Here is a 22,183-nt window from a genome sequence, read left to right as displayed (position 1 = left end):
TCCGATGAAAGACGCAAACCTGCGGATACGTTCCCTTGTAGCCGCACTGATTCTCCTTGCACTCACGTCCATGGGTGCCCGCGCTCAGGACAGTGCCGACGGATTTCTCTCCGATCTTCACAATTTCCGGGTCAGCAACTACATGGCTCTGGACGCCTACTACCGTTTCAGCGGAACCGGTGATACCGGCACCCTGAACGAGATTGTGCAGGGCATCAACTCGGCCAATGATTCCATGAACTCCATCGCGGGCAGCGATTCAGGCGTACTGTCAGCCGAGGAAGTTGAGGGGCTGAACCAGGAATTCGACAAGTTCAAGAACCTGATGCGGGACAACATCAACGATGTGCGCAACCAGGGCTACCCCGATTTGCGGCTGGTCTCAGACATGGCCAACCAGGCACTCACGATGAACGAGAAAGCCACCGAGCTATACAAGGTGGCCCAGGAAAGCTCACAGACCGAGACCAACCCAAGGGTCGAAGCGGCCCGTTCGGCGGCCGTAAAAATGGCTCAGATGATGGCGAAATACTCGGTCAGAACAAACTCCTCTGTCGCCCAGACCTTCCAGGGCTCCTCAACCGAAACCCCGCTGGATGAACAGGCCCGGGAGCTGGACCAGTTGCTGGCATCCGTTATACAGGGCCAGGGAACACCTGAGCTCAAGGACGCGCTTAACGACATTTCCGCCAAATGGCAGTTTATCCGTGGCTCCTACATTAACTACAACGAAAACAACGTGGGCTTTGTAATCGATCGCTATTCCAAGGGTATCCTCAAAGGACTTGCGACAACCATTGAGCTGCTCAAGGGCAACGCCTGACCGCCCTGCTCTTTCTGGCAGGCCTAATTGCCTGCCAGAAAAGCACTTTTCCGCCTCTGTTTTTGATACCCGTCAGTTTCCCGCTACACTTTCCCGACCCGATTTAAGGTACTATCCTCAGAATAATATCCCGTGTGCGAAGGAGCGATACGATGTCTGCCTATAAAAAGATGCTTGTTGCGATTGACCTGACAGAAGAAGCCCCACAGGTACTGGACAAGGCAAAGGCCATAAGCGAAGCCCATGGTGCGGAGCTAATGCTGGTTCATGTGGTTGAGCCTGTCGGCTATGCCTATGGTGGCGATATTCCGATGGATCTGACTGAGCTACAGGACCAACTCGACAAAGCAGCTCGCGAGCAATTGGGAACCTACGGCGACAAATACGGTGTGGCCAAAAACAACCAGGTGGTGACGGTCGGGCGCCCCGAGTCCGAAATCCACAGGCTTGCGAAGGAACAGGAAGTAGACCTCGTGATCGTGGGAAGTCATGGCCGGAAGGGTTTTCAGCTTTTGCTGGGCTCCACCGCAAACGGGGTTCTGCATGGAACCGAATGCGATGTTCTGGCCGTTCGCATTCACTAAGGCTTGACCAACAAAAAGGCCCGGGGCGTGGACCCGGGCCTGCTGAGAACGAAAGCCGCGATCAGCCCCTTTCCCCCTCCATTTTCGCCTCAAGTTTGCGAAGCTGACTTTCCAGCGAGAAACTGACACTCGAGGCCATCGAGAAGAAATTCAGTAGTGCCTTCAGATTGCTGTCACCCTTGCAGACTGAGTGTATTCTCTGCCACAGGGCCTGATTCACCAGCTGCAGCCTCTGACTCCTCTCCACCAGCCCCTTCAATTCCCAGTCTGGGGTCTGATGATTCCGTTTCGCGAAGTATTGCTGCAACAGGTAATGGGAAACGCTGCGCATAATGAATTCATCGGTGTTTGCAAACGGCAGGTGATGAACCGCCATGGGCTTGAGCTCTGACAGAACCGGGCACCCGCTGGTCGCCATTTTCAACCCGAGCAACGATCGAAGTGCCTCCTCAAGCGCCGTCTGCTTCTCATAGCTTCGACGATCATCGGTTACCTTCACTTCCACCTTCTGGTAGGCATCCTCATCCCGAAAGGCCTCCACAACCGGCAATATCTCGGTTGCCGCGGGACAGTGGGAGGATTCGGAAGCCTTCAAAGGACAGTTGCTACACTGGCAATGTTCCAGCTGTGTCCAGGACGGAAGTTTTCCGGAAGGCCGGGACGGCTTGTCCGTTACTTTAAACTCAACCCTACGGCCGTCCTGAAATCTGAAATCGTAATGTACATTCATTGATTTGCCCATTCTTCCAGCTCCATCCACCGCTCAATGACCTGCTCCAGACGGCTTTCCTTTTCCGTCAATGCTTCCAGAGTGGCCGAGACTTCATCCGGTGGGCCTGAATAAAAATCAGCCTGGGAAATTTTTTCCTGCAGGCCGGCGACTTCCTGCTCAAGCTCCTCGATCTGCCCTGGTAACTGCTCCAGCTCGAGCTTGAGCTTGTAACTCAGTTTCACGGGCTTGCCCTTTTCAGGTTCTGCCCGCGGTTTTGCGTTCTCTGCCGGTTTCTTTGCTACGACCTTTTCGGTGCTACCGGATGTCTTGCCGTTTTTATCCTGCTTGTCCGGCCGGTTACCCGTGGCTTCTGAGGGGAAGCAACCGCCCTGCCGACGCCAATCCGTGTAACCGCCAACGTACTCACGCACTTTGCCCGAACCGTCCAGGAAAACCGTTTCGGTGATCACATTATCGAGAAACTCACGGTCGTGACTGATCACGATCACTGTGCCGGCAAATTCCGCCAGCTGTTCTTCCAGCAATTCCAGTGTTTCAACGTCCAGATCATTCGTCGGTTCGTCGAGCACCAGGATATTCGCGGGCTTGCTGAAGAGCTTGGCCAGAAGCAACCGGGCCCGTTCGCCACCAGAAAAAACACTGACCGGAGATCTGGCTCGCTCCGGGGTAAACAGGAACTCCTGCAAATAGCCGAGAACGTGTTTGCTCTGGCCATTGATGTCGATGAACTCCCGACCCTCGGAGAGGTTGTCCAATGCGTTCCGCGTCAGATCGAGCTCTCCGCGCAACTGATCGAAATAGGCAACCTGCAGATTGGTACCAAGACGAATGGATCCCTCGGTTGGTTCCAAATTCCCCAACAGGAGTCGAACAAGCGTGGTCTTGCCTGTGCCGTTCTCCCCAACAAGCCCGATCTTGTCCCCTCTCAGAATGGTGAGATTCATGTCTCTGATGACCGGAGTGCCGTCGGGATAAGCAAAGCCAGCATCCCGGGTTTCAACCACAAGCTTTCCTGAGCGCGCGGCGTCCTCCACCGCGAAAGTTGCAGTTCCGCCCCGCACACGACGCTGCCTGTGCTCCTCACGCATGGCCTTCAGGGCACGAACACGCCCCATATTACGAGTCCTGCGAGCCTTGATGCCCTGCCGAATCCAGGCCTCTTCCTGCTTGAGGCGCTTGTCAAACAGCGCGTTCTGCCGTTCTTCTTCCTCCAGCGCTTTTTCCTTGAGGTCCAGGTAGCGGTCGTAGGTGGCAGCGAAGCTCACCAGCTTCCCGCGGTCCAGCTCTACAATCCTGGTCGCCATCCGCCGGATAAACGCCCGATCATGGCTGACAAACAACATGGCGCCGCGAAATTGGCCCAGGGCCTCTTCCAGCCAGGCGATCGCGGGGACGTCCAGGTGGTTTGTAGGCTCATCCAGCAACAGAATATCCGGGTCGGCAACCAAAGCTTTTGCCAGGAGAACACGGCGCTGCCAGCCTCCCGAGAGGGTATCGAGGGTTTGATCGGGATCAACGCCATACTGACCAAGAATGGTGGTTACCTTCTGATCCAGTCGCCAGCCGTCCAGGGCTTCAAGACGCTCCTGGACTTTCATCAACCGGTCCAGGCTCGCCTCGTCGCCCTGCTGGGACAACTGGTGGAACTCTGCCAGCAACTTGCCGGTTTCAGGAAAGGCCCCGGCAACCACTTCATAGGCCGTGCGGGTGTCCTCGGAGGGCAGGTTCTGCGGCAGCACCGCCAGAACAGCGCCATCATCGAGACGAACCACGCCACCATCGGGTGTCACTTCGCCACTGACAATCTTCAGCAGGGTCGATTTTCCCTCGCCGTTTCGTCCCAGCAAACACACACGCTCTCCGGCATCGATAACCAATGAGGCCTGATCAAGCAGCGGATGCATTCCATAAGCCAGGGAGACTGAGTCCAGCGTTAACAGTGGCACGTTTGGTTTTACTCCGATTGATTAACAGTAACGGGTTCACCAACCCGGATAAGTCCTGGTGATTCATGAATCGCGTTCTGGCCGAAGATCACGCCCTCACCGGTCCTGCGATAGCGGGACAGGGTTCTGAGCGGCTGCACGGCAGCATCCTTCAGGCCGGTCGAGGGGTCGACGGTCGTCATTACGCAGCGTGAACAGGGCTTTACGATGCTCAGACGGTTATTGCCAATGCTCAAGCTCTGCCAATGGTCCTCATCCCAGGCGTCCGCGCCCTCAACGACGATGTTGGGACGGAACCTCCGCATCTCCACGGGCACCTCCAGCCGGGTGTTGAGCTCTGCCAACGAGGCAGTGTTGGTAACCAGGAAAGGAAAACCATCAGCAAAGCCCACACGCCGGTACTCATCGACCCTGCCCGCATCAACGCGGCGGAAGGAGCTGTCCGGCATGAATACCAGGCTAACAGGCTTGCGGCAAAACCGACTCAGAGCATCACTGGCTTCTCGCAAGCCTGCCAGAGCCTTCACCCAGTCCCGCCACACCAGTACGCGAAGCTCGTCGTTGGAGGCTGTCAGACCAAACTCACCTTCACCCGGAATGTTGATAACAACCCTATCGCCATCCAATTGCGTTTCCACGCGGGCGAGTTCGGGATGCTCTCTCTGGGTGACAAAACGCCGCTCATCATCAACGATCATCCATCGCCTGTCTCCGACTGGGCCGAAATCGTCGGTATGAAAACTGGTCACCTCAATACCGGAAAGGGATTTGACAGGGTATACGAACAGCGAATGGACCTTCATGGAGGCAACCTCCCACAGGGAATCGGGACTCGAAACAGGCTGATGAGTATACCTGACCGCAACCCCCGGCGCCGAGGTTGCAGGTGCCCGAAAACGAAAAAACCCGGCCCTTTTCAGGACCGGGTTTTCGAAATCTGGAGCGGGAAACGAGATTCGAACTCGCGACCCCAACCTTGGCAAGGTTGTGCTCTACCAACTGAGCTATTCCCGCAATGCTGTTCGGCTGTTGCCGACAACGGAGGCGTATTCTACGGATCCCGACGGAACCGTCAACCACTTTTTTTAAGGTTTTTTCCTGCCAGTGTCCGGTTATCACATTTCAGGAATCCGGAACTGTGCAGCCACTCCTGATCCGGATAGTACTTGAACACCAATTGCCCCCCCTTAAGGTTGTCGACAACACGCTTGATGATCTGGTTATCAACGGCCGGGCACCCGTGACTACGCCCGATGCGGCCGTATTTACTGACCCAATCATCATTCACGTAATCCGCCCCATGTATAACGATGGCGCGCTGCCGGGCAAGATCGTTGATCCCGGGCTCGAGACCATCCAGCCTGAGCGAATAGCCGTGCTTGCCGTAATAGGATTCCCGGGCCTGGAAAAGCCCGATACTGGACTGGTAACTACCTTCCACGTTGGAGAAAGCGGTCGATTTGAAATTCCCGGAATTTTTGCCGTGAGCAACCAGGTCCCGAAGCAACAGCTCGCCCTTCTCCAGATCGAAAATCCATAGCCTTTCCTGACTGGACGGCAACGAGAAATCAATCACCGCAAGCCGCTCGGGCATCTGAACACCACTGGAGACAGCGCAGCGAGAGGCGCTGATTGCGGTCCTGAGGACCTTTGTATCGAGCTTTGGAGCGGCGGCACTCAGGCGACCGAAAAGGTCGTCGTCCAGAGAGGCGCCAACCGATGAGAGTGGTAGCCACGCCCAAAAAGCCAGTAGCAGGCCTGCGGGTAAAAGCCGCCGCGTCTTTTTCATTCCAGATCCCCGGTAAAATGATTGCAAGCCAAAGAAGGATCGCTATCCCGTGCAATCTCAGTGTTGCGCAGTTTATCAGGGAAAAGTGCCAACCCCGTCCGAATGTACGTTTTCTATACAAAACTTTAAGGAAAGCGCGATTGCGCTACTGGCCGAAACGGCGACCACCGGCCAGGTACTCCCGCTCTTCCGCCGTTGAGGTTCTGCCGAGTGCCTTGTTGCGGTGAGGGAATCGTCCGTACTTTTGATTGATCGCCCGGTGATCCTTTGCGGACTGCAGAAAGCTACCCATGAAATCGGAAAGGATTCCTTCCGTTGATCGCGCCAGTTGCTCGTAGCATTCCACGGACATGTCCTGGTCGTCCTTGAGTTCCGAATGCTGGAGCGGCATGTAGAGAAACGCTCGGTGCACGGGCGGTAGCATCGTATCCTGCCCTTTCTGCATCGCTTGCCGGCATAGCTTGCGCGCCTGGCGATCCTGATCAAACGCCATGGCACCGCCGCGGAAGATATTCCGCGAAAACTGGTCAAGCAGAATGATCTCGGCAAGTATACCGCCGGCCTCACTCCGCCAATGGTCCAATCCCTGCTCGGAAGCAAACAACACCATTGAAAGGAAGCGACGGCGTATCTCCTGGTCAAACCTGCGGTCCGATCGAAACCACTTGTTCCGGTGGTCGCTGTCTGGCAGCCCATGTTCGTCAAGTTCGCCAAACCAGAAATCCAGAATCTCTTTCCAATCGAACATTCACCGTCACCCTGTTACTTTATATGGTACCGGCCCTCTCTCATGAGGCCGGCTTTCCCGACTTACGACAGGCCCTAACAAATTGACTACTTCAGGAGCGGCAATGAGCAGCCCCCGCATTATTCTGTTGGCACATGGAAGCAGTGACAAGCGCTGGTGTGAAACCTTCGAAAAGCTTGCAGCGCCGACTCTCGCGTCTGTCGACAACGCCAGGGTCGCCTATATGGAACTGGCGGAACCATCCATTGATACGATCATCATGGACGGTGTGGCTGAGGGCATCACCGAGTTTACGATCGTTCCTTTGTTCCTGGCGGCCGGCCGCCACTTGCGCAAGGATGTTCCGGCAATGATCGAAGAACTCGAAAAAGCCCACGGCGTATCCATTCAGCTCGCACCTCCGATTGGGGAAAACCCTCTCCTGGGACAGGCAATTCGCGATGTTGTTATGCTTCAACTGGACGAGACACCCGCCTGAACCGGGCGTTCTGAGACAGCGCCAGAGGCCGGTGCGCGACAGGAGTATCGATTATGTCGAAAAGGATTCTGATTACCGGAGGAACCGGGTTTATTGGCCACGTGCTCTGCCGTGAATTATTGGCACGGGATTACGAACTGACGGTTTTCAGCCGGCAACCGGCCGAAACGGTCAAATCAAGCTGCGGACGGGTCGAGGCAATCCGTGATCTGCAGCAGCTTCGTTCCCACCCCGGATACGATGCCGTTATCAACCTTGCCGGAGAAGGTATCGCGGATAAACGCTGGTCGGAGTCCCGAAAGCAGGAACTCCGTGACAGCCGCATTGGCGTCACCGAAACCCTGGTCGAGGTCATCCGAAGTTGGGATCAAGCGCCGAATGTCGTCGTTTCGGGATCGGCTGTTGGCTTTTACGGGGACCAGGGATCAGCCACCGTCACCGAAAGCACCAGCCCGAATGACGAATTTACGCATCGGCTGTGCCGCGACTGGGAAAACGCCGCCAAACCACTTGGCGATGACGGCGTTCGCCTGTGCTTCTCCCGGACAGGCGTCGTGGCAGGCCCGGATGGTGGCTTCCTGGAGCGGATGCTCCTGCCCTTCAAACTGGCACTGGGCGGACGCCTGGGTAGCGGTACCCAGTACATGCCTTGGGTCCACAGGGACGATGTAGTCAGCGCACTTATCTGGATGATGGAAAACCCGGACGCATCAGGCCCATACAATGTCGTAAGCCCGAACCCGGTAACGAACGCAGAATTCACCCGCAGCCTGGGGAGGGTTTTACACCGCCCCACCCTCTTTCCGGCACCTGCTCCGGTGCTCAAGGTGGCTCTGGGTGAAATGGCGAGGCTTCTTCTGACGGGCCAGCGGGCTATTCCGGAGAAGCTGGTCAGCCAGCAATTCCAGTTCCGGTATCCGGACCTGGATCAGGCATTGACCCAATCCGTTGCTCCAGGGGCAGCCGGACAAAAAGGATGACCCAAGGGGGCCTTATCAAGCTCCCCTGATTTTTTTCAAAAAAGACGTTGACAGGGTTTCGAAGCTTTCTTAATATACGCGCCACCTCGACGAGGCAAGGTGTTGAAAGCGTTGCGTCCCCTTCGTCTAGTGGCCTAGGACTCCGCCCTTTCACGGCGGCAACAGGGGTTCGAACCCCCTAGGGGACGCCAATTTTTCCGCGTTGAAATGTCAGGGAAACCGAATTTTCCCAATGACATTGTCAGACCGGCTTGTGGCCTTGCTTCCCTTCTTTTCTGTCCTGGTGCCCGTGCTCCTTCTGATCCTTCATCACGAAGATGCCAACACCAACAAAAAACCCAACCACCAGCAATACAGTCGCAATACCCGCGATAACAACGGCGTCCATATACATTTTGCTTCTCCTTCCGGCAATTAACTTGATTAAACTCAGGCTACGCCCGGCACGCCCGCAAGGTATTGATCCACGTCAACGTATTTGTCAGGCTCGAAGTACGCATAAATACTGAACCACAACACATTTCCTTCGATTTTTCCTGCATTTGCAAGGCATTTGAAAGAAACTGCTGCTATAGTCGGAATCAAAGGAAGTGTCCGATCTCCTAACCGGTCTGGGTGGCTGAAGTTCAATACATGCCAAAACTGTCGACGCGTCTTCAACGTTTTCGCACAGGCTCGCCCCTGTCTTTCAGGCTGCTGGCCTGGATTCTTTTATTTAGCTCCGCCTTCACCCTCGCCGCTTCCGCCCTGCAGATCTATTCGGACTACCGCAAGGATCTTTCCCAGATTCACAGCCGTATGCAGGTTGTTGAAACCAGTTATGCATCCAGCCTGGCACGGAGCCTGTGGGCTCTGGATCAAAAACTGCTGCAGACCCAGATGGATGGTATTCTCAGCCTACCCGACGTAATCCACCTGCGACTGCGGATCGAACCCGATTCCGAGCTGATAATGGGTGACATTCCCCGGGGAGCAAAAACCGCGCTCCACAGTTTCAGCCTGGTTCACCACGGTGATGAAATGTTCAAACTGGGCGAGCTTACGATCACAGCGGACCTTGGCCGGGTCTACGATGAACTGCAGCGCAAAGTCGGGGTCATCCTGGTCACCCAGTTCCTGAAGACCTTCTTTGTTTCTATACTGATCATCTTGATCTTCCAGCACTTCGTGGCACGCCATCTGACTACCATGGCGAATTACGCCCGGGACTTTTCTCTGATAACCACCTCGAAGCCACTAACACTGGATAGGCCCAACACACCATCCAACCGGAACGACGAATTGGGTCGCGTCACGGACGCCATTAACCAGATGCGCGAGCGACTGAACGCGGATATGGAGCGCCAGCAAAAAGATGCGGCGGAAATCCGGAAGTTTTCCAAAGCCATTGAACAAAGCCCCTCCTCGGTCCTGATCTGCGACCGGCAGTGGCGCATCGAATTTGCCAACCAGAAATTTACCCAGTTAACCGGCTACGAGGCTGCTTCGATCATTGGCAAACACCCTGGCGCACTTGGGGACAATGATATTGAAAACCGTGAAAGCCGACACCTGTGGCAATCCATCCGCCTTCAGGTGCAGCGCGTCGGGGTCTGGCAGGGTGAAGTGAACAGCGTGCGCCGTAATGGTGAACGCTTCTGGGAGCAACTGATTGCCACCCCTATCAAGGACGAATCCGGCGGCACCACCGGTTACCTCATCCTGGGTGAAGACATCAGCATCCGCAAACGCTATGAACAGCAGCTCCTGCGCCAGGCCAACTACGACATCCTGACCGGGCTGCCCAACCGGATGCTGGCCTTGGACCGTCTGAAACTGGCACTGGCCCAGGCACGTCGGGAAAGTACCCTCGTGGGCGTGATGTTCCTCGATCTCGACAACTTCAAGCACATAAACGACACCCTCGGCCACGATGCCGGCGACAACCTGTTGATTGAAGCAGCCCGTCGAATTTCCAGCTGCCTCCGTGGCACCAGTACCGTTGCACGGCTGGGGGGCGATGAGTTCCTGGTCATCCTGCCGGGGCTGACCGGCCCGGAGGCTTCGTCGCAGGTGGCAGAGCGTATCCTGAAAACCTTCTCACCGCCCTACATACTCAATGGTCAGGAGGTTTTTGTAACCACGAGCATCGGCATCGCTATTTTCCCGACGGACTCTGACAACAGCGGCACGCTGCTGCAGCACGCCGATGCCGCCATGTACCAGGCCAAACACAAAGGCAAGAGTTCCTTCGCGCATTTTGCCCCGGAAATGACCGAGGTCTCCCACGAGCGCCTGAAGATGGAATCCAGCATGCGCAGGGCTCTGGAGCTGAAGGAATTCGAACTGTATTTCCAGCCAATCGTGAATACCGATTCCGGCACCCTTTGCTCGGTGGAGGCGCTGCTGCGCTGGAACAACCCGGCCATGGGCATGGTGATGCCTGATCGATTTATTCCCCTCGCCGAGGAAACCGGCCTGATAACACCCATCGGCGAGTGGGTTCTTGAAGAGGCTTGTCGGGCAGCCGTGGGATGGAGGCAGGCCATCGGAAAAGACATTGGTATTTCCGTGAACGTGTCCCCACGCCAGTTCCGGGATCCCGGGTTTACCGAGGCCGTGATGCACGCCCTCTCTACCAGCGGTCTGGCACCGGAACAGCTGGAACTTGAAATTACCGAACGACTGATTCTGGACAACTCCATTGAAACCGCCGAAATCCTGCGCCAGCTCGACAAAGCCGGGATCCGGCTGTCAGTAGACGATTTTGGTACCGGCTACTCGGCCCTCAGCTATCTGAAGAGCTACCCGTTTGATACCCTGAAGATCGATAAATCGTTTGTTCAGGATGTCATGAAGGAACCTGAAGATGCTTCACTGGTGCGGGCCATTATCAACATGGCCCACAGCCTGGGCCTGCGGGTGATCGCTGAAGGCGTGGAAGAAGAGGCTCAGACCCACTTCCTGAAAAAGGAAGGTTGCGACTTCTCTCAGGGGTATTTCTACAGTCGTCCGCTGCCGGCGGCGGACTTTGATGCCTGGCTGGCCAGCAATCATCGGGTATAGATCGAAAACCGTTGGACGCCCATTCCCATGGAAGACACCGTACTTGTCGTGAACTGCGGCAGCTCATCCCTGAAACTCGCACTGTTCAACAACCAACACAGGAAACTGCTGTCCGCTCTGGCCGAGCGCCTGGGCCAGAACGATGCATTTGCCCACATTGACGGCCAGGAAGGAACGATCCCTCTGGACGCTGGCGCCGGCCATGATCAGGCGCTAGATACACTGGTCACGGCTTTCCGGGACCTGGGACTGATGACAACGGCTCCCTCGGCCATAGGTCACAGGGTCGTTCATGGTGGTGAGACCTTCCATGAGGCCGTACTCATTGATGGCGATGTGCTCAAGGCCATTGAAAGCTGCGCAGGCCTTGCCCCTCTTCACAACCCGGTCAATCTGTCCGGTATTCGAGCAACCCTGGCACAGTTTCCCGGGGTGCCCCAGACTGCCGTTTTCGACACCGCGTTTCATCAGACCCTGCCCAGACGGGCCTTCCTCTATGCGCTTCCAGAGGCCTGGTATCGCGATTGGGGCGTCCGCCGTTATGGGTTCCACGGCACCAGTCATGCCTTCATGGCCGCCGAAACTGCCCGTTTGTTGGGAAAAACACCGGCAACCACCTCGGTCATCTCGGCGCACCTGGGCAATGGATGCAGCATTACGGCCATCCGGGACGGCATCAGTGTCGATACCAGCATGGGCCTTACGCCACTGGAGGGACTGGTAATGGGAACCCGCAGTGGGGATGTCGACCCTGGCCTGTTCGACTTTCTAAGCGGCAAAGGCTTCGCCGCCGATGAGGTTCACCGGATCCTGAACCAGGAAAGTGGCCTTCTCGGCCTGTCCGGCCAGACCAATGACATGCGCTCGCTCTGTGAACTCGCGGATCATGGCCATGAGCCATCACAAACCGCCATTGATGTTTTCTGCTTCCGGCTCGCCCGTTACATTGGGGCCATGATGGCGTCCCTTAGCCACCTCGACGCGCTGGTTTTCACTGGCGGCATTGGGGAAAACAGTGCCCGGATCAGAGCCGAAACCATCAACCATCTCAAGCTCATGGGGTTTGAGCTCAGTCCGGACCTCAACAACCATCATGGCGAGTTCAGCGACGGGCGGATCGAAAGCCCCGACTCCAGGTTTCCCGTGTTGGTGATCCCCACCAACGAGGAACTGGTTATTGCACGGGAAGCATCCCGGCTTGCCGGCTCGGTCGCCCCGGCCTGACCCACGCGCATCATCAGGAATACCACCATGGCAAAGAGTCTCTTTTTTGCACCGACATCCATAGATTCAGGGCTCACGTCAGTTTGCCTGGGTCTGCTGCGCGCCCTTGAACGGGTAGGCGTCAGCGTTGGCTTCTACAAACCCTTCTGCCAGGCGGTTCACCGCGCAGAATCCATGCACAACGCTGGCCAGGACTCGTCGGTGGCGTTTGTGAGGGCCAGCAGCCACCTGAACCCGCCAGACCCGATTGCCCTCAAGGAAGCGCAACAACTGCTCAACAGAGGCAAAGCCGACTACCTCCTCGAAACAGTCGTGGGTGAATACCAGAAGGTTGCCCGGGATGTGGATGTGGTGATCATCGAAGGCCTCGTCCCAGACCGCAGCGAAGCCTATATCGCCAGGCTGAACGTGGAAGTTGCCCGCAACCTCGGTTCCGAGGTAATCCTGGTGAGCACGCCCAAAGACCTGGACGCCAGGCAACTGGATGAAGAACTGGACTTCTCGTCGCGCCTGTTTGCCAGTCCCAGTGATCCGGACGTTATTGGCGTCATCCTGAACAAGGTTGGGGAGCCCGAGCAGTCGGGCCTTGAGCCTCGTTCCAACAACAACCACCCTGCCCCCGTCACTGTCGACTACCAGACCGAGTGCACGGTATTCAGCGAGGGCCGCTTTCACCTCTTAGCCGAGATTCCATGGCAGGCGGATTTGCTGGCCCCCAGGGTATCCGACATTGCCAGGGAACTCGGGTTACCGGTCCTCAATGAGGGGCAGATGCACGCCAGGCGGGTCCAGAAGGTATCGGTTTGCGCCCGTAGCATTCGGAACATGACGGAAACCCTCAGGCCTGGCACTCTTCTGGTCACGCCCGGAGATCGCGAAGACATCGTGGTGGCCACAGCTGTTGCCGCTCTCAACGGGGTTCCCCTCGCCGGCCTGATGCTGACCGGTGGCCTGATACCCGACCAGCGAGTGATCACCCTGTGCCACAGGGCCCTGGAAACAGGCCTTCCAGTTCTGGGGTCAGACGCCAATACCTATGAAACTGCTCATATGCTGGCCAACCTGTCGGCGGCCATCCCGATTGATGACCCCAACCGGATTGAAAAGGCGATGGAAGCGGTTGCAACCCGTATCGACACCAACTGGTTGCAACAGCATCTCAAGGTTGCCCGGCAGGACAGGCTTTCCCCTCCTGCCTTCCGATACCAGCTGTCCGAGCGGGCCCGGGCCGCGAATAAGCGCATCATATTGCCGGAGGGCAGCGAGCCAAGAACCGTACAGGCCGCCATCATCTGCCATCAACGCAGGTTGGCAAGGTGTGCCTTGATCGGGAATGCGGCAGAGATAAAACGGGTAGCGGATTCCCAGGATCTGGAACTGCCCGGGGATATCGAGATCATTGATCCAGGGGAGGTGCGACAACGCTACGTCGCTCCGATGGTAGAACTTCGCAAGCATAAAGGACTGACATCAGACATGGCGGAAGCCATGCTCGAAGACAACGCGGTTCTCGGTACCATGATGGTGGCTCTGGATGAAGCTGATGGACTGGTATCCGGTGCCATTCACACGACGGCGAATACGGTGCGCCCTGCCCTGCAACTGATCAAGACCCATGAGCATGCAAAGGTAGTCTCTTCCGTGTTCTTCATGTTGTTGCCGCAACAGGTGGTGGTCTACGGGGACTGCGCCATCAATCCAGACCCCAATGCCGAGGAACTGGCCGACATCGCCATCCAGAGTGCGGAGTCTGCGGAAGCCTTTGGTATTGAGCCGCTGGTCGCCATGATCAGTTACAGCACCGGAGAGTCGGGCAGCGGTCAGGATGTCGAGAAAGTCAGGGAGGCGACTAGGATCGCTCGCGAGCGCAGGCCGGATCTGCTGATAGACGGACCACTCCAATACGATGCAGCGGCCATCGAAAGCGTCGCAAGAAGCAAGGCGCCGGACAGCAAAGTTGCAGGCAAGGCAACGGTCTTCGTATTCCCGGATCTGAACACCGGAAATACCACTTACAAGGCGGTTCAGCGAAGTGCCAATGTGGTCAGTGTCGGGCCAATGCTTCAGGGCTTGCGCAAGCCGGTGAACGACCTTTCACGTGGGGCTCTGGTGGAGGATATCGTGTTTACGGTTGCATTGACCGCTGTGCAGGCCAAGCAGGTGGAAAGTGCGGGGCCGGATCAGGAATAAGTCCTGAGCCCGGCCACTCACTCAGCGCTTGAGGCTCTTCTGACGCTGTTTTTTCGGACGACGGCCCTTCTTCTCGTCGTTGTCCTTCTTGACCCTCTGACGCGGAGTTAGCCGATCCACTTTGCCGGCAAACGGATTTTCACCCGATTTGAACTCGAAGCGGATTGGTGAACCCGTTACCTTCAGAACCTTACGGAAGGTATTCTCAAGATACCGCTTGTATGCGCCCGGCAGGGAATCCACCTGGTTACCGTGAACCACAATCACAGGGGGGTTGGAACCGCCCTGGTGCGCGTAACGCAGCTTGATCCGGCGACCGTGCACCATGGGCGGCTGATGCTGGGCAATAGCATCCTGCAGAATCGCAGTCAGGCGGTTGGTTGGCCATTTCGCCATCGCGGACTCGTAGCAGGCTTGCACCGACTCATACATCACGCCGACGCCGGAGCCGTGAAGCGCCGAGATATAGTGCTTATCAGCGTAATCCAGAAAGTCCAGGCGACGCTGAACCTGTTCTTTCACCCGGGCGCGGTCTTCCGGGTCCATGCCGTCCCACTTGTTGACGGCGATCACCAGTGAACGGCCGGCATCAAGGACAAACCCGATCAGGTGAAGGTCCTGATCCACGAGGCCTTCCCGGGCATCAATGACCAGAATAACCACGTGAGCGTCGTCAATGGCCTGCAGCGTCTTGATAATGGAGAACTTCTCCACCACTTCACTGACATTCTTGCGGCGACGGACACCGGCGGTATCAATCAGCGTGTACTGACTGCCCTGACGCTCGTACGGGATATGAACGCTATCCCGGGTAGTACCCGGCATATCGTAAACCACCACACGCTCTTCACCGAGCATGCGGTTGACCAGGGTGGACTTGCCCACGTTCGGCCGGCCGACCACTCCGATGCGGATGCCGGGGTAACGATCAGCCCGGTCCTCTTCCTCCCGCTCCTCCTCTGAGGGCAGCAGGATTTCGAGCATCGAGCGGATACCCCGGTTGTGGGAGGCTGCAATCAGGAAGGTGGATTCAAAGCCCAGGCTGTAGAAATCCGATGCCGCGATGTCCGGATCCTGACCATCGGTCTTGTTCACAACCAGACGGGCCTGCTTTCCGGACCGACGAAGACTGTCTGCAATGAGTTCATCGCCCGCAGTCAGGCCGGCACGACCGTCCACCAGGAACAATACGATGTCAGCCTCTTCTACCGCCTGCATGGACTGGCGGGCCATTTCAAGATCAAGGCCCTGCTCGTCACCGGTAAGACCACCGGTGTCTATGACGATGAAGCGCTGCCCCTCATAGCTGCCCTCACCGTATTTGCGGTCACGGGTAAGCCCCGGAAAGTCCGCAACCAGGGCATCCCTGGAACGGGTCATCTGATTAAATAATGTCGATTTGCCGACGTTAGGGCGTCCGACAAGGGCAATAACTGGGGTCATAATGGGGGATCAATCCTGCGGCTTAACCTGGAATACGGCCATCTTTCCGCTGTTGCCAAAAACCAGCAGGTTACCATTGGCAAGGCGCTGTGCCGGTACGCGGATACCCTCATCGTCGAACTCCAGCTGGCCAACCAGCTTGCCATCCTCACGGTCAATGACATGCAGGTAGCCTTCGAAATCGCCCACCACCAGATAGTTTTCATAAACCATTGGCTGGGTCAGCTGGCGCCAGGCAAGACGATCCTGGGTCCAGACTTCCCGACGATCCGAGCCTCTCAGGGCAACAATGTCGCCATTGGCCGAGGCCAGATAGATCTGACCGCCACCAATCATTGGCGAGTAGAGGCTGGACGCCTTCCGGCTCCAGATCTCCTGGCCCGTGCGAATATCAACGAGGGCAAGCTTACCCTGGTAGCCAACCACCATAACGGCGGTCTCAATAACCAGGGGTTGCCCAGTCACGTCAACCAGCCTTTCCAGCTCGGTACGCCCCTGAGGCTGGCCCACTTCGTACTGCCACATGGGCTGCCCCGAGGCTGCTGCCAGAGCGATCAGTTTGCCGCTGGCAAAGGATGCAATCACCACATCACCACCGACCAGAGGTGCAGCGGCGGCCCGCATCGAAAGGACCGGAACGGTTCCGTCATACTGCCATAGCTTCTCGCCATCAGCGGCGCTGAAGCCGAGAACCTTGCCATCAGTGGTCTGGGCAACAACGAGCGAGCCATTGGACTGGGGCGCTGACAGTACTTCCGTCGGCAGAGGCTGACGCCAGACCTCGGAGCCGTCCTCACGGGAAAGGGCTACCAGATCCGCGTTCTCGGTGGTCAGGTAAAGATACTGCCCATCACCGCCGAGACCAGAGAAGATGCGCTCCTCAAATTCTGATTCCCAGACAACCTTGCCGGAATCCGAGGCCACTGCGTAAAGCTCACCATCTGCCGATGCGGCGTAGATCAGATCACCGGTATTCAGGGGTGCCAGGTAGAGAAAATCACCATCATGACCGTCGCCCACGGACATGCTCCAGACTCTCTTGAATTCGGCGGTCGCCTCAATCTCGGGAACCGGAACAGGTTGTTCGAAAGTATCCGTGGTGCTACACCCGGAAAGTGCCGCCAGCATTGCCAGCGCCATCAGCAGTCCGCGTTTTGAGATCCTGTCGCGGATAACCGGCATCAGGCATCCTCCCCGACACCGAGGTCTGCCAGTTTCAGTTCCAGAATACCGCTACGACCCTGCTGGCTCTGCTCACGGGCAGCAAGATAGGCCTCACGTGCGCCCTCCCGGTCGCCCTGCGCCAACAGGATGTCGCCACGGAGCTCGGAGTACATGGCATCAAACGCATCGGCATTACCGGCGCCGTCGATGGTGGCCAGAGCATCTTCGTACTGGCCTGAGGAAAACTGGGCGCGAGCCAGACGATTACGGACCACAAGCGCCAGTGCCTCATGCTCTCCGGTTTTTTCCAATGCCCACTTCAGGGAATCAATGGCGGCTTCGGCGTTGCCCTCCTGCATCAACTGCTGACGGACGAGGATCAGGTTACCGTAAACCGCATAGGCGCTATCCGTATAGTCCTCCCGCAGGGTCTGCGCGACGAAAGCGACGGTCTCGCCACTGGTTTCATCAGCCTGATCACTGAAGGCATTCAGCAGATTGGCAAACTGGTTGGCTGCCTCGGTGCGTTGCTGCGCCTGATGGTTCTGCCAAGCCTGCCAGCCGAACACAATGGCCAGGGCTGCACCAATGCCGATCAGCAGAGAACTGCCGTTTTTCTTCCACCAGTCCTTGATCGCCTGGACCTGTTCTTCTTCGGTGCGCAACTCTGCCATGGGGACTCCTGTTGTCGAATTTTTGCTTTTGTATCAGTAAATTTGGTCAGATTCAGTTGGCCAGCGCCGCTGCCAGAGTGTCCGCAAGCTTGTCCTGGGCGATCTCCGCCTGCGGCTCGTCGGCTCGCAAGGGTTTAAGCCCGGCGGTGCCGTTGGCCACTTCGTTCTCGCCCAGAATCACCGCGTACCTGGCACCACTGCGGTCTGCCTTTTTCATCTGGCTTTTGAAACTGCCACCGCCACAATGGGAAACAATCACACGCTCTGGCAGGGCTGCCCGGAGCTGTTCAGCCAGAACGAGCGCAGGCGCCAATGCGCCCTCGCCCATCGCCGTTACGTAGACATCGGCATTGCTGTTTACGTGCTCAGGAACCAGTTCCAGCGTTTCCAGCAGCAGGATAAGGCGCTCAAGGCCCATTGCAAAGCCCACTGCAAAGGTCGGCTTGCCACCCAGCTGTTCCACCAGGCCATCGTATCGACCACCTGCACACACCGTACCCTGGGCGCCGAGGCTGTCGGTAATCCACTCGAACACCGTCTTGCCGTAGTAATCGAGGCCCCGCACCAGCGCTGGATTCACTGAATAATTCACCCCTGCAGCCTCAAGAAGCGCCTTCAGGCGCTCGAAGTGCTCGCGGGATTCTTCGTCGAGATAGTCGTCAAGGCTGGGCGCGTTTTCGAGGATTTTCCGAGTGGAAGGATCCTTGCTATCCAGAATGCGCAGGGGGTTCGATTCGAGGCGACGCTGGCTATCGGCATCCAGGTCTGCCTTGAACTGACCGAGGTAATCCACGAGGGCGGACCGGTAAACCCGACGGGACTCCGACGTTCCGATGGAATTGATCTCAAGCCGGGTATGCTCGGCAAGCCCAAGCTCTTTCCAGAGCCTTGCCGTCAAGATGAGCAGTTCGGCATCAATGTCCGGACCGTTCATGCCAAAACATTCCACGCCAATCTGATGAAACTGGCGATAGCGGCCTTTTTGCGGACGTTCGTGCCGGAACATCGGGCCGGTGTACCAGAGACGGCGGGTCTGATTGAACAGAAGACCGTGCTCTTCGGCGGCCCGAACACAACCGGCGGTGCCCTCCGGGCGGAGGGTCAGACTGTCACCGTTGCGGTCTTCAAAGGTGTACATTTCCTTTTCGACGATGTCGGTCACTTCACCAATCGAACGCTTGAACAGATCGGTCTGTTCCACAATCGGCATGCGGATTTCCTGGTAGCCATACTGGGCCAGTACTCTGCGAACCGTGGATTCCACAAACTGCCAAACCGGCGTCTGCTCCGGCAGGATATCGTTCATCCCGCGAATTGCCTGAATCTTTGCCAATGTTAACCCTTAACTTTTTCTGGATGGTTATGCCGGGAACTGGAAACAATCAGTTGTCTGACCGGGCAATAATCGAATCTTCCTGTTCCTTGCGCCGTGCCACTTCCTCGCGAATCAGGCGCTCCAGATCATCCGTCAATGTCGCGTTGTCCAGCTTCTGGTTCGGCTTTCCCGCCATGTAGAAGAGGTTCTTGGGGCTCCCGCCGGTAAGTCCGAGATCCGCCACTTTCGCCTCACCCGGACCGTTTACGATGCACCCGATGATCGCCACATCCAGAGAATCGTTTACATCCTCCAGACGAGCTTCCAGATCATTCATGGTCTGGATGACATCGAAATTCTGCCGGGAACAGCTGGGACAGGCGATGAAGTTTATACCGCGACTGCGCAGGCGCAGGCTCTTCAGTATATCGAAGCCCACCTTGATTTCCTGCACGGGGTCCGCTGCAAGCGATACCCGGATGGTGTCACCGATGCCGTCCATCAACAGCATGCCAAGGCCAATGGAGGACTTCACGGTTCCGGATCTCAAACCACCGGCCTCGGTGATGCCAAGGTGCAGGGGCTGCTCAATCTGCTGGGCAATCTTACGGTAGGCATCGACCGTCATAAACACTTCCGACGCTTTCAGGCTAACCTTGAAATCCTGGAAGTCATGACGATCCAGGATATCGATGTGGCGCATGGCGGACTCCACCAGCGCGTCTGCCGTCGGCTCGCCATATTTGCGCTGGAGAGACTTCTCCAGCGAACCGGCGTTCACACCAATGCGAATGGGAATGTTGCCGTCCCGGGCCGCACTGATCACGGCACTGACGCGGTCATCGCGGCCGATATTGCCAGGATTGATCCGGAGACAGTCAACACCCAGTTCTGCTACCCGAAGAGCGATTTTGTAATCGAAGTGGATGTCGGCAACCAACGGCAGGGAAACCTGCTCCCGAATCTTCCCGAACGCCTCAGCGGCGTCCATGGACGGAACGGAAACACGCACTATGTCCGCACCTGCCTCCTGCAATGCCTTGATCTGGCCAACGGTGGCCTCTACGTCACAGGTTTCGGTGTTGGTCATGCTCTGCACCGCAATCGGCGCGTCACCACCCACAGGAACATTGCCCACCATGATCTGGCGGGATTTGCGTCTGATAATCGGGGAATCCTGTTTCATGTCTTACTGACCGATATGGAAAATTTGATCAAATTTCAGATTGTCAGGGTGAATTCTGACCGGTTGTTAACAACCCGGTAGCCACCGATATCCACTGGCTCGCCCTGGAAACGGATGGATTCAACCGCATCGACTGCGCCAATCACAACCCTCAAGGGCGTCGGCCCCTCGATATCAATCAGATCCCCGTTACGCTGGAGCGAATTCACCAGGCGGTTACCGGCTGCGTCACTGATCTGCACCCAACAATCGTCACTGAAGCGAATCTGGAGTCGACCGTTGTCCGAAGCATCCGACAGCCCATTCGGGTCTTCCAGAACCGGCTCGGGGGTCTGGACGACCGCAGGAATCTGATCGGTAACAGGCTCGGTTGCATCAGCCGCGCCATCGTCCGTAGCCAGTGTGTTTTCAGGCAACTGATTTTCACCAACGTCAGTTTCAGGCGCTTGAGCCTCAGTTTCTGTTTCAGACTGCTGCACGGTAGGCGCCTCCGCCTCCATAACTGCCGATTCCGACTCTTCAGCACTGGCAACAAGCACAGGTTCGGAGCGCTCTGGCTCGGCCAACGCAGCCGATTCCTCGGCTTCAGCAGGAGCAGGCTCCTCCGGCACTGATTCCGGTTCTGTCGTCGGCTCGGAAGGCGCCGGGCCCTGTGAAGGAGCCAGAAAGGTGAAAGCAAGGTATCCGGCAATGCCCAGCACCACCAGGAAAAACAGAGCCTTGGCAAGCTGACGTTTACGACGTCTGCGACGTTCGATGTCTACCAGCGGATTGGCTTCCTGCTCCTGTTCCCGCTGTTGCCGAATGGGTTCCAGTTCCTGGTCGAGGTCGGCAATCACTGCATCTGCGTCCAGCCCAACCTGTTTTGCATAAGCCCTGACATACCCTTTCAGAAAGAGTTCACTGTCAATCTGGCTGTAATCTCCCGACTCGATCGCCTGGATTACCGAAGGACGCAAATGCTGCGCTGCTGCGACATCACCGGTACTCAGACCGGTTTTCTCCCGTGCCTTTTGAAGCTGCCGCCCTACGGGCTCCTTCATAGCTGGCTGTGAGTTTTCTTCAGTTGCCATTAGAAATCAGCACCTTATATTGTTGGTATTCGACTGACTCCGGAAATTTGTTTCTGAGTTGAAGCGCAAGGCTCGCCTCCTGGTTTTCATCACTGTAGAAGCGGGCAATGCGGATTCCGGTAAGAAGGCTCTCCGGTGAGTGGACCAGACGCTGATTTCGCTGCATCAATGAAATCAGTCGCGAGTAATAGCGTGCCGCGTCGTCGTAGTCGCCAGTCTCTACGGACACCCGGGAGAGCGCCAGCAGGGAACGTGCATCGCCTCGTGTCAGCTCCACTGCGCGGCGATAGGATGTGGCCGCAGCTTCCAGTTCTCCGAGGCGCTCCTGGGTCATGCCCAGGTTAAAGAAAACCGAGCCGCGATCCTGATAACCGGTATCCCGGGACGCAGCACGGAATTGATCCCGCGCGTCTTCCATCCGGTTCTGGCCGAACAGGAAAGCTCCGTAATAAACCCGCGCCCGTGTGTACCCTGGATCCTCGGAAATAGCCTGTTTGAAATTACGCTCAGCCAGTTCTGGCTCACCCTCGGCGTTATAGACAAGCCCCATCGCAGCCCTGGCGCCCGGGTCATCTGAATCCAGTTTCAATGCCCTGTCGAGGTGATGGCGTGCACGTTCAAGATTGCCCTGCCCAATATAGGCCGTGGCAAGTTTCACATAGTTATCGAGCGCTTCCTGCTGATCTGCTTCCCGTGAAAACCGACTGTCGGTAGTGGTAACGCAACCTGTAACCAGCAGGGTCAGCAACAGGGTGGCCAACACGAATGAACGTCGGTTTGCTGGTGGT

General features: G+C 57.0%; 20 protein-coding genes and 2 tRNA genes. 8 read left to right on the top strand and 14 right to left on the bottom strand.

Features of this window, described 5'->3' with window-relative positions; genetic code table 11:
* The first annotated feature begins 4 nt into the window (after nt 1–4).
* Both KYE_RS13645 and KYE_RS13640 read left to right on the top strand, forming a co-directional pair.
* On the top strand, nt 5–823 hold the full coding sequence (locus KYE_RS13645) for a hypothetical protein (RefSeq protein WP_008174364.1): 819 nt from the start codon (nt 5–7) through the stop codon (nt 821–823).
* Between the two features lie 152 nt (nt 824–975).
* Complete coding sequence (locus KYE_RS13640; protein ID WP_008174363.1) at nt 976–1,407, top strand: universal stress protein; 432 nt, start codon at nt 976–978, stop codon at nt 1,405–1,407.
* 61 nt (nt 1,408–1,468) lie between these two features.
* Here the strand turns inward: KYE_RS13640 and KYE_RS13635 are convergent, their stop codons facing one another.
* The 6 genes from KYE_RS13635 to KYE_RS13610 form a co-directional block, all read right to left on the bottom strand.
* A complete protein-coding gene (locus tag KYE_RS13635; protein ID WP_039882048.1) occupies nt 1,469–2,137 on the bottom strand; it encodes a DUF6901 family protein in 669 nt (222 codons plus the stop codon).
* A complete protein-coding gene (locus KYE_RS13630; protein WP_039882040.1) occupies nt 2,134–4,086 on the bottom strand; it encodes an ATP-binding cassette domain-containing protein in 1,953 nt (650 codons plus the stop codon). The genes KYE_RS13635 and KYE_RS13630 overlap by 4 nt, the downstream gene beginning before the upstream one ends.
* Before the next feature lie 8 nt (nt 4,087–4,094).
* Nucleotides 4,095–4,889, bottom strand: coding sequence for an MOSC domain-containing protein (locus KYE_RS13625; RefSeq protein WP_008174356.1), 795 nt, complete (start codon nt 4,887–4,889; stop codon nt 4,095–4,097).
* 135 nt (nt 4,890–5,024) lie between these two features.
* Nucleotides 5,025–5,100 (bottom strand) — tRNA-Gly (locus tag KYE_RS13620).
* Between the two features lie 58 nt (nt 5,101–5,158).
* Nucleotides 5,159–5,875 (bottom strand): murein L,D-transpeptidase catalytic domain family protein, encoded by a 717-nt coding sequence (locus KYE_RS13615; protein WP_008174355.1) that lies wholly within the window; start codon nt 5,873–5,875, stop codon nt 5,159–5,161.
* 145 nt (nt 5,876–6,020) lie between these two features.
* Nucleotides 6,021–6,623, bottom strand: coding sequence for a DUF924 family protein (locus tag KYE_RS13610; RefSeq protein ID WP_008174353.1), 603 nt, complete (start codon nt 6,621–6,623; stop codon nt 6,021–6,023).
* Between the two features lie 103 nt (nt 6,624–6,726).
* Between KYE_RS13610 and KYE_RS13605 the strand changes: the two genes are divergently transcribed.
* The 3 genes from KYE_RS13605 to KYE_RS13595 all read left to right on the top strand — a co-directional run bounded on the left by KYE_RS13605 (nt 6,727) and on the right by KYE_RS13595 (nt 8,272).
* Nucleotides 6,727–7,101: a sirohydrochlorin chelatase gene (locus tag KYE_RS13605; RefSeq protein WP_008174352.1), complete on the top strand. Its 375-nt coding sequence runs from the start codon at nt 6,727–6,729 to the stop codon at nt 7,099–7,101.
* A gap of 53 nt (nt 7,102–7,154) precedes the next feature.
* Complete coding sequence (locus tag KYE_RS13600; protein ID WP_008174349.1) at nt 7,155–8,081, top strand: TIGR01777 family oxidoreductase; 927 nt, start codon at nt 7,155–7,157, stop codon at nt 8,079–8,081.
* A 115-nt stretch (nt 8,082–8,196) separates the two neighbouring features.
* Nucleotides 8,197–8,272 (top strand) — tRNA-Glu (locus tag KYE_RS13595).
* Nucleotides 8,273–8,322: 50 nt separating this feature from the next.
* Here the strand turns inward: KYE_RS13595 and ccoM are convergent.
* The gene (gene ccoM / locus KYE_RS22375; protein WP_008174347.1) at nt 8,323–8,475 is read right to left on the bottom strand and encodes a cytochrome c oxidase subunit CcoM; all 153 of its coding nucleotides are present in this window, start codon (nt 8,473–8,475) and stop codon (nt 8,323–8,325) included.
* Nucleotides 8,476–8,714: 239 nt separating this feature from the next.
* Here ccoM and KYE_RS13590 point away from each other — a divergent pair, with 239 nt between their 5' ends.
* The 3 genes from KYE_RS13590 to pta are packed head-to-tail and all read left to right on the top strand — an operon-like array spanning nt 8,715 to nt 14,540.
* Nucleotides 8,715–11,126: an EAL domain-containing protein gene (locus tag KYE_RS13590; protein WP_008174346.1), complete on the top strand. Its 2,412-nt coding sequence runs from the start codon at nt 8,715–8,717 to the stop codon at nt 11,124–11,126.
* A 27-nt stretch (nt 11,127–11,153) separates the two neighbouring features.
* Nucleotides 11,154–12,350 (top strand): acetate/propionate family kinase, encoded by a 1,197-nt coding sequence (locus tag KYE_RS13585; RefSeq protein WP_008174344.1) that lies wholly within the window; start codon nt 11,154–11,156, stop codon nt 12,348–12,350.
* A 27-nt stretch (nt 12,351–12,377) separates the two neighbouring features.
* The gene (gene pta / locus KYE_RS13580) at nt 12,378–14,540 is read left to right on the top strand and encodes a phosphate acetyltransferase (protein ID WP_008174342.1); all 2,163 of its coding nucleotides are present in this window, start codon (nt 12,378–12,380) and stop codon (nt 14,538–14,540) included.
* A 21-nt stretch (nt 14,541–14,561) separates the two neighbouring features.
* On the opposite strand, the gene der is transcribed toward pta, so the two are convergent.
* The 7 genes from der to pilW are packed head-to-tail and all read right to left on the bottom strand — an operon-like array spanning nt 14,562 to nt 22,158.
* On the bottom strand, nt 14,562–15,983 hold the full coding sequence (der, locus tag KYE_RS13575) for a ribosome biogenesis GTPase Der (protein ID WP_008174340.1): 1,422 nt from the start codon (nt 15,981–15,983) through the stop codon (nt 14,562–14,564).
* A 9-nt stretch (nt 15,984–15,992) separates the two neighbouring features.
* A complete protein-coding gene (gene bamB / locus KYE_RS13570) occupies nt 15,993–17,165 on the bottom strand; it encodes an outer membrane protein assembly factor BamB (protein ID WP_008174337.1) in 1,173 nt (390 codons plus the stop codon).
* Nucleotides 17,165–17,821: a YfgM family protein gene (locus KYE_RS13565; protein WP_008174336.1), complete on the bottom strand. Its 657-nt coding sequence runs from the start codon at nt 17,819–17,821 to the stop codon at nt 17,165–17,167. Before KYE_RS13565 ends, bamB begins: the two co-directional genes overlap by 1 nt.
* 52 nt (nt 17,822–17,873) lie before the next feature.
* A complete protein-coding gene (hisS, locus tag KYE_RS13560; protein WP_075267707.1) occupies nt 17,874–19,154 on the bottom strand; it encodes a histidine--tRNA ligase in 1,281 nt (426 codons plus the stop codon).
* A gap of 49 nt (nt 19,155–19,203) precedes the next feature.
* Nucleotides 19,204–20,322, bottom strand: a complete 1,119-nt coding sequence (ispG, locus tag KYE_RS13555; protein ID WP_008174332.1) for a flavodoxin-dependent (E)-4-hydroxy-3-methylbut-2-enyl-diphosphate synthase — start codon at nt 20,320–20,322, stop codon at nt 19,204–19,206.
* A 35-nt stretch (nt 20,323–20,357) separates the two neighbouring features.
* Nucleotides 20,358–21,395, bottom strand: a complete 1,038-nt coding sequence (locus tag KYE_RS13550) for a RodZ domain-containing protein (protein WP_008174331.1) — start codon at nt 21,393–21,395, stop codon at nt 20,358–20,360.
* On the bottom strand, nt 21,385–22,158 hold the full coding sequence (gene pilW / locus KYE_RS13545; protein ID WP_008174329.1) for a type IV pilus biogenesis/stability protein PilW: 774 nt from the start codon (nt 22,156–22,158) through the stop codon (nt 21,385–21,387). The genes KYE_RS13550 and pilW overlap by 11 nt, the downstream gene beginning before the upstream one ends.
* Nucleotides 22,159–22,183: the final 25 nt, after the last annotated feature.

Source organism: Marinobacter manganoxydans MnI7-9, from assembly GCF_000235625.1.
GTDB lineage: Bacteria > Pseudomonadota > Gammaproteobacteria > Pseudomonadales > Oleiphilaceae > Marinobacter > Marinobacter manganoxydans.
The sequence above is the reverse complement of the archived record's forward strand: the minus strand, read 5'-3'. Positions and strand labels throughout refer to the sequence as shown.

Coding starts and splice junctions, on each gene's coding strand:
- KYE_RS13645 (WP_008174364.1), top strand. CDS start 5: ATGAAAGACGCAAACCTGCGGATACGTTCCCTTGTAGCCGCACTGATT.
- KYE_RS13640 (WP_008174363.1), top strand. CDS start 976: ATGTCTGCCTATAAAAAGATGCTTGTTGCGATTGACCTGACAGAAGAA.
- KYE_RS13635 (WP_039882048.1), bottom strand. CDS start 2,137: ATGAATGTACATTACGATTTCAGATTTCAGGACGGCCGTAGGGTTGAG.
- KYE_RS13625 (WP_008174356.1), bottom strand. CDS start 4,889: ATGAAGGTCCATTCGCTGTTCGTATACCCTGTCAAATCCCTTTCCGGT.
- KYE_RS13615 (WP_008174355.1), bottom strand. CDS start 5,875: ATGAAAAAGACGCGGCGGCTTTTACCCGCAGGCCTGCTACTGGCTTTT.
- KYE_RS13610 (WP_008174353.1), bottom strand. CDS start 6,623: ATGTTCGATTGGAAAGAGATTCTGGATTTCTGGTTTGGCGAACTTGAC.
- KYE_RS13605 (WP_008174352.1), top strand. CDS start 6,727: ATGAGCAGCCCCCGCATTATTCTGTTGGCACATGGAAGCAGTGACAAG.
- KYE_RS13600 (WP_008174349.1), top strand. CDS start 7,155: ATGTCGAAAAGGATTCTGATTACCGGAGGAACCGGGTTTATTGGCCAC.
- ccoM (WP_008174347.1), bottom strand. CDS start 8,475: ATGTATATGGACGCCGTTGTTATCGCGGGTATTGCGACTGTATTGCTG.
- KYE_RS13590 (WP_008174346.1), top strand. CDS start 8,715: ATGCCAAAACTGTCGACGCGTCTTCAACGTTTTCGCACAGGCTCGCCC.
- KYE_RS13585 (WP_008174344.1), top strand. CDS start 11,154: ATGGAAGACACCGTACTTGTCGTGAACTGCGGCAGCTCATCCCTGAAA.
- pta (WP_008174342.1), top strand. CDS start 12,378: ATGGCAAAGAGTCTCTTTTTTGCACCGACATCCATAGATTCAGGGCTC.
- der (WP_008174340.1), bottom strand. CDS start 15,983: ATGACCCCAGTTATTGCCCTTGTCGGACGCCCTAACGTCGGCAAATCG.
- bamB (WP_008174337.1), bottom strand. CDS start 17,165: ATGCCGGTTATCCGCGACAGGATCTCAAAACGCGGACTGCTGATGGCG.
- KYE_RS13565 (WP_008174336.1), bottom strand. CDS start 17,821: ATGGCAGAGTTGCGCACCGAAGAAGAACAGGTCCAGGCGATCAAGGAC.
- ispG (WP_008174332.1), bottom strand. CDS start 20,322: ATGAAACAGGATTCCCCGATTATCAGACGCAAATCCCGCCAGATCATG.
- KYE_RS13550 (WP_008174331.1), bottom strand. CDS start 21,395: ATGGCAACTGAAGAAAACTCACAGCCAGCTATGAAGGAGCCCGTAGGG.